A 13425-nucleotide genomic window follows, 5' to 3' on the forward strand; every position below is an offset into this window, starting at 1 on the left:
TAGCCCCTACCATGTAGGGGCTTTTATTTTTTTATCATCCTAACCAGATTTTGGCATAAATGGGCTTCTCTCTTTTTGTTTCTATCAGATATGATGAGAACTACATTTTTAGTTAAGGATATAAAACGTTTTGTTGTTTTCTCGCATAAGATCAAAGTGGAAGCTGAAATTTTCCTGGAAGCGATTTGCTTTGATTTTGTCGATCTCTGCACTTAGTCTGCTTGTTTCTGTTATTGCCATCGACCGGTGGGTGGTTTTACAAGCCAAAGAGAGCATTTTCACTGAATACGAGCAAATCCCTCAACATGAGGTTGCCGTAGTTCTTGGTACCAGTAAATACATCGGAAAGACCCTCAACACTTACTACACTCATCGCATTAATGCGGCGATTGAGCTTTACAACCAAGGCAAAGTAAAACAGTTTTTATTGAGTGGTGATAACGCCCACCGTTCATACAACGAACCGTGGACAATGAAACGCGACTTACTTAAAGCAGGCGTGCCTGAAGAAGTGATTCACCTTGATTATGCTGGCTTTCGTACCTTAGATTCGATTGTACGAGCAAAAAAAATTTTTGCTTCGGAGCGATTTCTGATTGTGACTCAGCGCTTTCACTGTGAACGCGCACTGTTCATCGCTGATGCTTACAGCATTGATGCACAGTGTCTCGCGGTAGCAGGGCCGACGGCCAACAAGCAAAAAACATCGATGCGTGTTCGAGAACTGCTAGCCCGTGTGAAAGCGTTTTTAGACCTGTATATTATCAATACGCAGCCTAAGTTCCTTGGCCCTCAAGAACCTATCGTTGCAGTAAAAGAGCCAAATAAAGCAGATAACGAGCCTCTTCAAGTCCCCGTCGAATAGAGGAATAACGTGGCTCACAAGCCTAGTAACATTTCTATAAAACAAATGGGTAGTTTTCTACCCATTTCCAATTCTCAACATCACACTTTCTAATTTGCTCTACGATTCAGGCAAAACTCTTTTTCGCATTCAAAGTAACATTTCATCAATAAATAACTACAAGTCAGTTACTTTGCCATAAAAAACCGACAAAAGGCAATGCAAAAGGAGCACTACCCATGACCGCACTCGCTGTGACATTGAAGAATTGGTTCTTCACTCGCAACAGCATGATTTTGAACGCGAATATCCTATTGTTCATTATCTTGTTTAATACCTTACCCTTTGAACCACAAGTAGTAACCGGCCTGAGCATCTTAGTTTTTGTTGCTATTTTGTGGCTAACCGAAGCGATTCACGTCAGTATTACTGCGCTGCTCATACCACTACTTGCGGTATTTTTGGGTGTGTTCAACACTCAAGCCGCACTGAATAACTTTTCCAACTCCATCATTTTTCTATTTTTGGGTGGTTTTGCACTAGCTGCGGCTCTACATAAACAAAAGTTAGATCAAGCGATTGCAGATAAAGTACTATTGCTGGCAAGAGGAAAAATGTCTGTCGCTGTATTCATGCTATTTGGTGTGAGTGCTGGCCTGTCAATGTGGATTTCAAACACCGCCACCGCCGCGATGATGTTACCGCTTGTGCTGGGTGTGATGACAAAGCTAGACGCCAAGAAAAACCACAACACCTTTTTGTTTGTTCTACTCGGTATCGCTTACAGTGCTTCAATTGGTGGTATTGCAACACTGGTTGGTAGCCCACCAAACGCAATTGCAGCCGCTGAAGTTGGTCTAAGCTTCACTGAATGGATGAAGTTTGGTGTACCTATTTCCCTAGTATTAATGCCAATCGCTATCCTCGTATTGTACACGATGACTAAGCCTGACCTTAGCCACAAGTTTGACCTTGACCATCAACCAGTCGAATGGACAAACGGCAAAATGATTACGTTGGCGATTTTCTTACTGACCGTAACTTTGTGGATATTCAGTAAGCCTATTAACGCTATGCTGGGTGGCTTCGCGAAGTTCGATACTCTTGTAGCCATTGGCGCCATCCTTCTACTTGGTGCTTCTCGCGCCGTCGAGTGGAAAGATATTGAGAAAACAACCGACTGGGGTGTGTTAATCCTATTTGGTGGTGGTATCTGTCTGAGTAACGTCCTAAAAGCAACCGGAACAAGCGTATTTTTGGCTCATAGCTTGTCAGGCTTCCTTGAGCAAGCCGGTATTCTCTTAACGATTCTTGCAGTGGTTGCTTTTGTTGTCTTCTTGACTGAGTTTGCGAGTAACACCGCCAGTGCTGCGCTACTTGTCCCTGTATTTGCGACCATTGCAGAAGCCTTAGGCATGTCTCCGGTTATTCTCTCTGCACTGATTGCCGTCGCTGCATCTTGTGCATTTATGTTACCTGTTGCAACACCTCCAAACGCGATTGTGTTCGGTACGGGTCATATCAAGCAAAAAGAAATGATGCGAATTGGTTTCGTATTAAACATTGCCTGTATTGCTGCACTAACGCTTTTCGCTTGGTTGTTCTGGTAAAAATAGCAAGTTCGATTAGCACTACACTGCTGCTCACGGTAATCGTATCGATAACCCAAACTTCCCCCCTAAGTGGTGTTCAGCAGTTTCCCTCTTGGTGGCCAGTTGGCCACCTTTTTTCTTTCCTTTAAGTGAACGGCTATCAGGCTTGCTTCTTTTCGCAAGCAAGTAAACCATAATGAGCTTCCACTCGGTTGCGACCATTGCGCTTCGCCTGATACAACACTTCGTCAGCTCTCGCCATGGTTTCTGAGACGCGTTCATTCTGCATTTGGGCAACGCCAATACTGCAAGTTAATGATTCACCGTGCACCCACAAATGATCCTCCACATTTTTGCGAATCATTTCTGCCTTCTCTAACGCTTGTTCAATATTGGTATCAGGGCAAAATACGACAAACTCTTCGCCGCCCCAACGAACGAGTCGATCGTCTGAGTAAATAGAAGTCGCTACCACCATGACAAATTCGCGCAATATGTCATCCCCCATTTGGTGCCCAAATTTGTCGTTCACCTTTTTAAACTTATCCAAGTCCAAATAGAGAATACTGAAGGTGTTATGCCCCCAGCGAACCTGACGAGATTGTTGTTCCAGCCAGTGTTGCACAGCATATCGGTTCATCGCGCCCGTCAAAGCATCTCGATGCGCTAACTCTGCAAACTCATAGTTTTGAGCTCGCAAAGTATCATTAACCTTCTCCAAATGACGGTGACGCTTTTGTGCTTTTTCATAAGCCACTCTATTTTTTCGTAACTCATGCAGTGAAAACGCCAGTCCAAGCGCCATCCAAGAGAATAATAATGCATACAACAATGTTTCTTGCGCAAGGTAAGCGCCTTCAAACTCAATTTTATCAATCACAATTCTATGTTTACCAAGTGCCGCACCAGACCCAGTTGCAATATCAATACGTGTGATGTTTGAAAATTCAGGTGCAGAGTGTTCAATCGCGACTCCGTTATCTGCTAACCACCAGGTCATCACCTGAAGATTTTTAATCGGAATTTCGACAATATCGATCGAACCCGACGGAGAAAACTGCATGCCATTATATTTAATGGTGTACTCGTCGTCCGGTTTGGAATACTCAGAATTATAATTGCGAAGATACAAACGTAGGTCGTGGCTAGGGTTAGCCCCTATTCCTGCCTCTTCATATCGCACCTTCAATCGAATCGTATGGTAGTTGGAAAGGTCAATACCCTGTGTTGGCGTTGCTGAATCGGTATAAACCGAGATTCCGCAATAAGGCCAAGCATACGAGCTCTGCTTTAGTTCACAGCTAAGAACTAGGCTTTGCCGATCGTATGTGATATCAGCCTCACTCACACCTCCTTCACTGGCATCTTTAGTTGCATAGATATTGAAATGCTCAGGTGTAATGGTCAGCTTTCGCGTATCGCCAAGCACACTATAAAGGGCAACCAAACTGATAGTGCAAATAGAAAGAGCAAAGATAAAGTTATGGATCCACTTCATGGGCAAGTGACCTGCTGAGATTATACAATACGTGGGGTTCAATAATTTCAAAAAATGAAATCAAGGTGATTTATCAAGAAATAAAATCGCTTTTTCATTCAATTCTTAGTTTCGACACATAGTAACGGATTTTGAACCGTTATCACGTTTCAAAATTTCTAAAAAGTGCAGCCCAACTTCTATTTGCGAAGCATTTCACAGCCATAATTTTTAGCAAATAAAACACGATGCATAATAATTTAGTGCAAGACATTTACTTTAAAGCTCCTGTCAACCCTGCATCTCTTCTCCACTTCAGTATATACTGTGCAAAAACACAATAATGAGTAATGTCATGTCATTAATTGCAACTGGCACGCTAAACAAAATGCGTGCTTCTCTGGACGGTGCCGTCAACTACCGTCTTCCTGTCGGTGAGGAAGAGATCGACTTAACTCCGTTTCTGGGTAAAACGCTCACACTGACTCACACTGGCAATATTTTTTGTTGCTCATGTGGAAAGAAAACGAAAAAGAGTTATTCGCAAGGCCACTGTTTTGTATGCATGAAAAAGCTAGCAAGCTGCGACATGTGTATCATGAAGCCAGAGACCTGCCACTACGATCAAGGGACTTGTCGCGAACCACAATGGGGTGAAGAGAATTGCATGGTGGATCACTTTGTCTACCTGTCCAACACATCCAGCTTAAAAGTTGGTATTACTCGTCATACTCAAATCCCGACTCGTTGGATTGACCAAGGCGCGACTCAGGGCTTGCCAATTTTTAAAGTAAAAACTCGCCATATCTCCGGTTTAATTGAAGTTGAACTGGCGAAACATATCGCAGACAAGACCAATTGGCGCACACTGCTTAAAGGTGACGGTGAACCTATGGCATTGCAGGACCGTTTTGCTGAGCTATTGCCTTTAGTCGAAGAGAAAATTGCCGAGATAAAACAGCAATTCGGCGAAGATGCCATTGAAGTATTAAACGAAAGCATTACCGACCTTAGCTACCCGGTACAACAGCACCCAACGAAGATCACTTCGCATAACTTCGATAAAAACCCGGTTGTTACTGGCACTTTGCAAGGCATCAAAGGTCAATACCTCATCTTTGATACCGGCGTTATTAATGTAAGAAAATTCACTTCCTATGAAGTTGAAGTTGAAGTTAGTGCGTAATCGCTTGTAAAACGCGTTGATTCAAATAAAAACGAAAAAAGCTCGAGTTTGACTCGAGCTTTTGTTTTTCTATTAGGAAGAAATCGTTAGTTATGCGTCAAGGATGCTTTCTAGCACATCGAATAACATATCGACTTCTTCTATTGTGTTGTAATGCATACAACCAATTCGCACTACACCACCCGATTCTTCTAAACCAAGTTGACGAACTAAGCCCAACGCATAAAAGTGACCATTCCATACACAAATGTTATGTTCACCCAGTGTTTTCGCGATGAATTCTGGAGAATATCGGTCAAACGTTAGCGCAAAAGTTGGCGTGCGGAGTTGGCTATCTTCCTTTGCGATACCGAATAGATTGACACCATCTAATGCATTCAAACGCTGTAAGAAGCGCTCACTCAAGCGCTGCTCATGTTGTTCATACAGTTGGTAGCTTTGCTCCAATCGTTGGCGAAGAGGTAAACCGACTTCACCAAATTGAGCCAGATACTCAACCGCAGAAACGACACCAGCAAGACCTTCAAAACTTTGCGTTCCTGTTTCAAATCGACCAGGGCCTATATTAGTGGCAGGCTCGACTTTGTAAGGGCGAATACTGTGGAGCCACTGATCGGCTATGTAAGCAATACCAACGTGCGGTCCGAAAAACTTGTAAGCTGAGCAAGCTAAAAAGTCACAACCTAACGCTTGAACATCAACCAAATGATGAGGCGCATAATGGACGGCATCCACATAAACTTGTGCCCCAACATTGTGCGCCATGCTGACTACTTGCTGTACATCCACAATAGAACCCGTCGTGTTCGATGCATAAGTCACAGCGACAATGCGCGTTTTATCAGAAAGAAGGCGGCTTAAATGCTCCATATCAAGCGTACAATCTTCTTCGTTGATACGAACTTGATGAACCGTAACGCCTTTATCTTCTGCCGCTTGCTGCCAGCTGGATACATTTGAATAGTGATCCAAAGCGGAGACAATGATCTCATCTCCTGCTTGCCAATCTCGACTAATCGCGCGACTAAGCTGAAAGGTTAGTGAGGTCATATTGGCACCGAAGACAATATTGCCAGATGAAGGGGCATTAAGTAGAGCCTGAGCCGACTCACGCGCATTTTGCATTACGTCAACGGTCACTTGGCTAGAAAAATAATGCCCGCCTAAGTTAGCGTTGAAACGACCTAAATACCCAACCATGCTGTCTAGTACTGATTGAGGCACTTGTGAGCCACCTGGACCATCAAAAAACGTCACGGGCTTGTCGTTGTGGTATTGAGCCAACGCCGGAAATTGCTCTCTGATCTGATTAAGATTGAAGTTCATTACGCTTATCCGTAGCCGTGAGTACAAATACATCCATATGGCCCGCTTCGTCATCAATAACAGAGCGGATTGGGCACGCGTTATGCCACAGCTTGCTATCAGCCAAGATTGCGACCTCTCCGGTTTCTAGCACTTTACGGAAAAATGGGGCTTGGTTATGGCTGCTGTACAGCATGATGTCGCCACCGATGATGTTATGGCGTCCCACACCAACCATTGCAATGTGATCAAAACCGTCTTGGTGCACACCTTCAGGTGCTACTTGGGTTTCTTCTTCCAGTGCCCTGATACGGATTTGGTGAATTTCTATTTCTTGACCGTTTGGCAGATGATTCGCATTGACAAACAATTCACACATTTCTCGAAATCCATCGCTGGTAAGAATATCCTTCTCAATTGGCTCGAATTGTCTTACAACATCACCTTGAAATCGGTTGATATCAGAGGATTGAACAAAGCTATTTTTATTTAAGTCGATGACTTTGCCGTTATCAAAACCAACCACAGAATAACGTCGTAGTCGATACTGACCATCTGCATGTTCGGTACGAGGCAGTTCTTCAAACGATGGGGAAAGCTGCTCAATTGCTGCCATGCTGAGCTGTGTTAAATGTAGAGTATTCTCACGTGAATGTAACATCATTTGCTCCTTTAATGAGGTACATTAATTAACATTTAATTTACACACTAGGTTACGCAAATATTCTGCAATTACCAGCTTTTAACGTTGATAGCTTCAACAAAACAACTAAAACAACATAACAAACCAAATCAAACCACAAAAACAGAACCATGTTTCAGTTTTACGCTTTGACAATATTTGAAACTAGACTTCTCTACTACGAATAGAATTTTATGCTAGAAGTCAACGTTCTCTATCAATATTTAGTGGGTTCTAATCTATAACCAATTATTCGATCACAATCGTTGTTTATGCTTTTAAAGCACTAAGAATTTCCATACAATCGAGGGAAATGTTACGCCCTTTTTGGAGCCATAATGAGCGACGTAAAACACTGTAAATTATTAATTCTTGGTTCTGGTCCTGCAGGATACACAGCTGCCGTCTACGCAGCGCGTGCAAACTTAAACCCTGTGCTTGTGACGGGAATGCAACAAGGTGGTCAGCTAACCACCACAACTGAAGTTGAAAACTGGCCAGGCGATGCTGAGGGACTGACAGGTCCAGCATTGATGGATCGCATGAAAGAACACGCCGAGCGTTTTGAAACTGAAATCGTATTTGATCACATCAATGAAGTAGAGCTATCACAACGCCCATTTCGTTTAAAAGGCGACTCAGGTGAGTACACTTGTGATGCCTTAATCATATCTACCGGCGCATCAGCAAAATACCTTGGCCTTGAGTCTGAAGAAGCATTTAAAGGTCGCGGCGTTTCTGCTTGTGCAACCTGTGACGGTTTCTTCTACCGTAATCAGAAAGTTGCAGTTGTGGGCGGTGGTAACACGGCTGTTGAAGAAGCGCTATACCTATCTAACATTGCGTCAGAAGTTCACCTGATCCACCGCCGCGATTCATTCCGCGCAGAGAAGATCCTTGTGAAACGTCTGATGGATAAAGTTGAAAGCGGTAATATCGTTCTTCATACCGATCGCACTCTCGATGAAGTACTGGGGGACGATATGGGCGTAACGGGCGTCCGCATTAAAGACGTGAACAGCGGTGCGACAGAAGATATCGATGTAATGGGTGCATTCATCGCAATTGGCCACCAGCCAAACACACAAATCTTTGAAGGCCAAGTAGACATGAAAGATGGCTACATCATCGTTCAATCAGGTCTTGAAGGCAACGCAACACAAACTAGTATCGAAGGTGTATTTGCAGCTGGCGACGTAATGGACCACAACTACCGTCAAGCGATCACCTCTGCAGGTACAGGTTGTATGGCTGCACTAGATGCTGAACGTTTCTTAGACTCACTTGGTGACAAATAACTTTTCACATTTGTGTCATATCCTTAAAGCCCAGCGGTATTCCCGCTGGGTTTTCTTTTGTATACTACCGCCTCATTAAAACAATTATCATTAAGCCTTCACGATGGATAAGAAAAAGCAAAGCAGCTTGAATAAGTGGCTGAAGCAACAAAGTAAGTTAGCCAAGCGCTGGCTTATGATTGCGATAGGCCTAGGCGTACTTTCAGGCGTGTTTTTATTGGCTCAAGCAGCCCTGCTCGCCTCCATTCTGCACCAGTTAATCATTGACCAAGTCGACAAAGCCGACCTCATTTGGCATTTTGTTGGGCTCGGTGGCACGGTTATCGGTCGAGCTGCTTGTACCTGGGGTCGAGAGCTTGCCGGTTACCGTTGCGGGGAGCAAATTCGAGTTTATATTCGCCAACTCATTTTAGATAAAGTTCATAAACTTGGGCCAGCTTACATCAAAGGCAAACCTGCTGGCAGTTGGGCAACGCTCATCTTAGAGCAGGTAGAAGATATGCAAGATTTCTTCTCACGCTACTTGCCTCAAATGTCATTATCGGTACTAGTGCCTTTCATCATTTTGGTTGTCGTATTCCCAGTAAACTGGGCAGCAGGCTTGATCTTCCTGGTCACTGCACCACTAGTGCCTATTTTCATGGCACTGGTTGGGATGAAAGCCGCAGAAGCAAACCGTAAAAACTTTAAAGCGATGCAGCGTTTGTCGGGTCACTTTTATGACCGCTTGCAAGCAATGACGACCATTCGCTTATTCGATAGAACAAAATCTGAAACTGAGACGCTAAAGGGTGCTTCAGAAGTCTTTCGTACTCGTACCATGGACGTTCTGAAAATCGCGTTTCTGTCTTCTGCGGTGTTAGAGTTTTTCACTTCTATTTCTATCGCAATTACCGCTGTCTACTTTGGCTTTAGTTATATCGGGGAGCTGGACTTCGGCTACTACGGCACGGGTGTTACGCTCTTTGCTGGTTTGTTCATTCTGATTCTTGCTCCAGAGTTTTATCAGCCATTACGTGATTTGGGCACGTTCTATCATGCGAAACAGCAAGCGGTTGGCGCAGCAGAAAGCATTGTCGAGTTTCTGGATTTGGAAGTCGATCAAATCAAAGATGGTACCCAAGCGTTAGATAAAAACAGCCCTATCCATATTGAAGCGGACCAGTTAACCATTTTTAGTCCGGAAGGTAAGCAGCTCGCAGGTCCCCTATCATTCTCTCTTGAAGCCAACAAAAGTACAGCGTTGGTTGGACCAAGTGGCGCAGGTAAAACAAGTTTGGTAAACACAATCCTCGGTTTCATGCCTTATCAAGGTAGCTTAAAAATTAATGGCTGCGAATTGTCGCAACTGGATCTAGCCACATGGCGAGAGGCAGTAAGCTGGATTGGTCAAAACCCGATGCTATTACACGGTAGCATTCGAGATAACATCACACTAGGTAAGCACAATATTCAGGATGCAGACGTACATTCTGTGTTGAATGACTCTCACGCTGCTGAATTTGTTGAAATGCATGGGTTGGATTATCCGATATCTGATCGTTCTGGTGGTTTATCTGTCGGCCAAGCGCAGCGTTTAGCACTGGCTCGCGCCATGCTACAAAATGGTCGTTTTTGGTTATTAGATGAACCAACCGCAAGCTTAGATGCTCGCAGTGAAAAACTCGTGATGGAAGGCATTAACAAGTATGCGCATGCCACAACGAATTTGATGATTACTCACCAACTTGCGCCTTTACAAAACGTATCGCAAATTCTTGTTATGCAGGACGGCCAGATTGTTCAACGTGGTGATTACGCCACACTGTCGACAGAAGGTGGCTTATTTAAAGACATGTTGGAAGCGAACCTCGCACAACGTGAAACAGACAAGGGGAACTTAGATGCGTGATTTACTCCCTTATCTAAAACTCTATAAAAAACACTGGTTTGGTCTTTCGCTAGGTATGCTACTGGCATTTCTGACCTTAGCGGCGTCTATTGGCTTATTAACGCTATCAGGTTGGTTTATGTCAGCCGCAGCGGTGGCAGGCTTGACGGTTGCTCGTGAGACCTTCAACTACATGTTACCAGGTGCCGGGGTACGCGGCGCTGCAATGGCTCGAACCGCAGGTCGATGGGGAGAACGTGTCGTTAGCCACAATGCAACGTTCAAGCTGCTTACCGATCTACGTATCTTCTTCTTTAAGAAACTTGCACCACTGATTCCGGGTCGTGTTTCTACGATGCGTGATGCCGATCTGCTCAACCGCTTAGTAGCGGACGTAGATGCGATGGATCACGTATACCTTCGACTTATCAGCCCTGTCGTGATTGGTATTTTTGGCATATTGAGTTTAACGGCTGTCCTGGCGTTCTTTGATTGGCATCTCGCGCTGCTGCTTGGTTCGATTCTTACCGTAATGTTGTTTGTATGGCCGGTGCTGTTCTATAAACTGGGTAAAAACAATGGCGAGAATCTCACTCATCATAAAGCGCAGTTGCGAGTGGCGACTCTGGACTGGCTTCAAGGCTACAGCGAACTGAGTATCTTTGGAGCAGAAGAGCGTTATCGCAATCTCATTCTAGAGAAGCAAAAGCAGCTGTTGTCTAATCAGTTTGTGAACGCGAATTTAACGGGCATGGCTTCAGGCCTGCTTATGCTGGTGAACGGCCTTACACTGGTTGTGATGCTTTGGTTTGCTGCAGACGGCGTAGGTGGTCGTGCTCCTGATCCTTGGATTGCGCTGTTTGCGTTTGCAACCATGGCGAGCTTTGAGATTCTGATGCCTATCGCGGGCGCATTCCAGTATCTCGGTCAAACGTTGACTTCTGCTCGTCGTTTAAATGAAGTAATTTTGGCTGAACCTGACGTTGTCTTCCCTGAGCAGTCGAAACATAAAGACACAACGTTAGACATTGAATTCGACAACATTGACTTCACTTACCCTGACGGTCAGCAAAAGGTGCTGAAAGACTTGTCACTCTCACTACCGTTGGGCACTAAAACAGCGATTGTAGGTCAAACAGGTTCAGGTAAATCAACACTGATTCAGCTTCTTTGTCGCTACTGGGATGTTAACCAAGGTGAAGTTCGAATCGGTGGTACAAAACTGCAAGATTGGAGCGAGTCTGACCTACGAGAAGCAATGACAGTGGTCAGTCAACGCGTTGATGTACTAAACGGGACACTACGTGACAACTTACTCATGGCCGCTCCGGATGCAAGTGATGAGCAACTGTCTACTATTTTACAAAAAGTCGAGCTTGGCGGACTTCTGGAAGAGCCGGGGTTAGGCGCTTGGTTAGGCGACGGCGGCCGTCAGTTATCTGGTGGTGAGAAACGCCGAATCGGTATTGCTCGAGCATTGCTACGTGATGCCCCAATCCTACTCTTAGATGAACCGACTGAAGGCCTCGATAAGCGTACGGAACAAAAAGTGATGGCGCTTTTCAATGAACACTTTGCTAATAAGACAGTAGTATTCATTACACACCGACTGATAGAGCTAGAAAGCATGGATAGCATCTGTTTGATGGAACAAGGTGAGATCATCGAACAAGGCGACCATCCAACGCTACTCGCTCAAAAAGGTCGTTACTACCAGCTATTACAATCTCTATAATTCGATTTTCAGTGACGAGAAGGGCTCATCAAACGATGAGCCCTTTTGTTATTCCTGTATTATTAGTTACCTAATTAAGCACGTATACAGTGTTGATTTACCGACCAGATTTTTTGAGATAAGCCGCCATTTCATCTTCCGGAACCATGCCCCCACCTGTTGCCCAAACAAGATGTGTTGCGTTTTTGAGTTTTTCTTCGTCAAATTTCATTCGAGACTGATAAGCATGGTTATTCGAGACGTGCACTGCCCCAATCATACCAGCTAATGCAGAAGGCTCTAGATTAATACCTTCCAGTTCACTTAACTCACCCAAGTGGTGATACATACGAGCGTCATCAATGGTGTAAAAACCATCAAGTAGCCTTTCCATCGCTCTTCCGACAAATCCCGAAGCACGCCCGACTGCCAAGCCATCAGCGGCGGTGATGTTATCGATACCCAAATCTTGTACCGAAATATCGTCATGCAAGCCTGTATGTACGCCCAACAGCATGCACGGGGAGTGCGTTGGCTCCGCGAAAATACAATGGACATGCTCGCCAAACGCTACCTTCAAGCCAAATGCCACGCCACCAGGCCCGCCGCCAACACCACAAGGAAGATAAACAAACAATGGATGATGCTCATCAACCACGATTCCCAAGTCATCAAACTGCTGCTTAAGACGCTCACCCGCAACAGAGTAACCTAGAAACAGCGTCCGTGAGTTTTCATCATCGATAAAGAAACAGTTGGGATCTTTTTCTGCCTCTTTACGACCTTGCGCGACAGCAATACCATAATCTTCTTGGTGCTCTACGACATTAACACCATGTGACCGGAGCTTATTTTTCTTCCATTCCCGCGCATCCGCAGACATGTGGACTGAAACTGAAAAACCCAGCTTCGCACTCATGATACCGATGGACATACCAAGATTGCCGGTTGAGCCAACTGCAATACTGTACTGCTTAAAAAACTGCCGAAACTCATTGCTGAACAATTTGCTGTAATCATCGCTTTCACAGAGCAAGCCGGCTTCAAACGCCAACTTTTCTGCATGAGTGAGCACTTCATAAATACCACCTCTCGCTTTGATCGAACCAGAAATTGGCAAATGACTGTCTTTTTTGAGCATTAAATGGCCCAATATTGGTGTGTCGTATTGCTGCTCCAAACGCACTTTCATATTGGGAATATCCACCACTGCGGACTCAATAACGCCACGCGACGTTTCCGTTTCGGGAAACGCTTTCATCAAATAAGGCGCAAATCGTGCTAGCCGTTCACTCGCCGCTTGAATATCTTTTTCATCTAACCCGACATGAGGTAAGCCTTCCTCCAAGGAAGTGATATGGGGGTTAAACCAACAAACCTCTTCAAGATCAATAAGTGCTGCCAAGAGTGGGAACTGCTTAGTCAGCGCTTCAATATTTGCCTTGGTCATTTTACCT

General features: G+C 44.7%; 10 protein-coding genes. 6 read left to right on the top strand and 4 right to left on the bottom strand.

Features of this window, described 5'->3' with window-relative positions; genetic code table 11:
- Nucleotides 1–130 precede the first annotated feature (130 nt).
- Both KJB35_RS07055 and KJB35_RS07060 read left to right on the top strand, forming a co-directional pair.
- On the top strand, nt 131–865 hold the full coding sequence (locus tag KJB35_RS07055) for a vancomycin high temperature exclusion protein (RefSeq protein WP_064376420.1): 735 nt from the start codon (nt 131–133) through the stop codon (nt 863–865).
- A gap of 218 nt (nt 866–1083) precedes the next feature.
- On the top strand, nt 1084–2454 hold the full coding sequence (locus KJB35_RS07060; protein WP_017634863.1) for a DASS family sodium-coupled anion symporter: 1371 nt from the start codon (nt 1084–1086) through the stop codon (nt 2452–2454).
- Nucleotides 2455–2596: 142 nt separating this feature from the next.
- Here the strand turns inward: KJB35_RS07060 and KJB35_RS07065 are convergent, their stop codons facing one another.
- The gene (locus tag KJB35_RS07065; protein WP_053306954.1) at nt 2597–3934 is read right to left on the bottom strand and encodes a GGDEF domain-containing protein; all 1338 of its coding nucleotides are present in this window, start codon (nt 3932–3934) and stop codon (nt 2597–2599) included.
- Between the two features lie 334 nt (nt 3935–4268).
- Between KJB35_RS07065 and KJB35_RS07070 the strand changes: the two genes are divergently transcribed.
- A complete protein-coding gene (locus KJB35_RS07070; protein WP_053306955.1) occupies nt 4269–5099 on the top strand; it encodes a DUF2797 domain-containing protein in 831 nt (276 codons plus the stop codon).
- Between the two features lie 90 nt (nt 5100–5189).
- On the opposite strand, the gene KJB35_RS07075 is transcribed toward KJB35_RS07070, so the two are convergent.
- Both KJB35_RS07075 and KJB35_RS07080 read right to left on the bottom strand, forming a co-directional pair.
- Nucleotides 5190–6425 (bottom strand): cysteine desulfurase-like protein, encoded by a 1236-nt coding sequence (locus KJB35_RS07075; RefSeq protein ID WP_053306956.1) that lies wholly within the window; start codon nt 6423–6425, stop codon nt 5190–5192.
- Complete coding sequence (locus tag KJB35_RS07080; RefSeq protein ID WP_005377989.1) at nt 6409–7065, bottom strand: 2OG-Fe dioxygenase family protein; 657 nt, start codon at nt 7063–7065, stop codon at nt 6409–6411. The genes KJB35_RS07075 and KJB35_RS07080 overlap by 17 nt, the downstream gene beginning before the upstream one ends.
- A 359-nt stretch (nt 7066–7424) precedes the next feature.
- On the opposite strand from KJB35_RS07080, the gene trxB reads away from it, so the two are divergent.
- From trxB to cydC, 3 genes are all read left to right on the top strand, one after another.
- The gene (gene trxB, locus KJB35_RS07085) at nt 7425–8384 is read left to right on the top strand and encodes a thioredoxin-disulfide reductase (protein ID WP_005377991.1); all 960 of its coding nucleotides are present in this window, start codon (nt 7425–7427) and stop codon (nt 8382–8384) included.
- Nucleotides 8385–8487: 103 nt separating this feature from the next.
- Nucleotides 8488–10275: a cysteine/glutathione ABC transporter permease/ATP-binding protein CydD gene (gene cydD, locus KJB35_RS07090; RefSeq protein WP_053306957.1), complete on the top strand. Its 1788-nt coding sequence runs from the start codon at nt 8488–8490 to the stop codon at nt 10273–10275.
- The gene (cydC, locus tag KJB35_RS07095) at nt 10268–11989 is read left to right on the top strand and encodes a cysteine/glutathione ABC transporter ATP-binding protein/permease CydC (RefSeq protein ID WP_053306958.1); all 1722 of its coding nucleotides are present in this window, start codon (nt 10268–10270) and stop codon (nt 11987–11989) included. The genes cydD and cydC overlap by 8 nt, the downstream gene beginning before the upstream one ends.
- Nucleotides 11990–12086: 97 nt before the next feature.
- Here the strand turns inward: cydC and KJB35_RS07100 are convergent, their stop codons facing one another.
- Nucleotides 12087–13418: a D-serine ammonia-lyase gene (locus KJB35_RS07100; RefSeq protein ID WP_206953209.1), complete on the bottom strand. Its 1332-nt coding sequence runs from the start codon at nt 13416–13418 to the stop codon at nt 12087–12089.
- Between the last annotated feature and the right edge of the window lie 7 nt (nt 13419–13425).

This window comes from Vibrio sp. D431a, assembly GCF_030248655.1.
GTDB lineage: Bacteria > Pseudomonadota > Gammaproteobacteria > Enterobacterales > Vibrionaceae > Vibrio > Vibrio alginolyticus.

Bases quoted from the DNA above. Each gene is read 5' to 3' on its own strand.
- KJB35_RS07080 (WP_005377989.1), bottom strand. From the start codon at position 7,065: ATGTTACATTCACGTGAGAATACTCTACATTTAACACAGCTCAGCATG.
- cydD (WP_053306957.1), top strand. From the start codon at position 8,488: ATGGATAAGAAAAAGCAAAGCAGCTTGAATAAGTGGCTGAAGCAACAA.
- KJB35_RS07060 (WP_017634863.1), top strand. From the start codon at position 1,084: ATGACCGCACTCGCTGTGACATTGAAGAATTGGTTCTTCACTCGCAAC.
- cydC (WP_053306958.1), top strand. From the start codon at position 10,268: ATGCGTGATTTACTCCCTTATCTAAAACTCTATAAAAAACACTGGTTT.
- trxB (WP_005377991.1), top strand. From the start codon at position 7,425: ATGAGCGACGTAAAACACTGTAAATTATTAATTCTTGGTTCTGGTCCT.
- KJB35_RS07075 (WP_053306956.1), bottom strand. From the start codon at position 6,425: ATGAACTTCAATCTTAATCAGATCAGAGAGCAATTTCCGGCGTTGGCT.
- KJB35_RS07100 (WP_206953209.1), bottom strand. From the start codon at position 13,418: ATGACCAAGGCAAATATTGAAGCGCTGACTAAGCAGTTCCCACTCTTG.
- KJB35_RS07065 (WP_053306954.1), bottom strand. From the start codon at position 3,934: ATGAAGTGGATCCATAACTTTATCTTTGCTCTTTCTATTTGCACTATC.
- KJB35_RS07070 (WP_053306955.1), top strand. From the start codon at position 4,269: ATGTCATTAATTGCAACTGGCACGCTAAACAAAATGCGTGCTTCTCTG.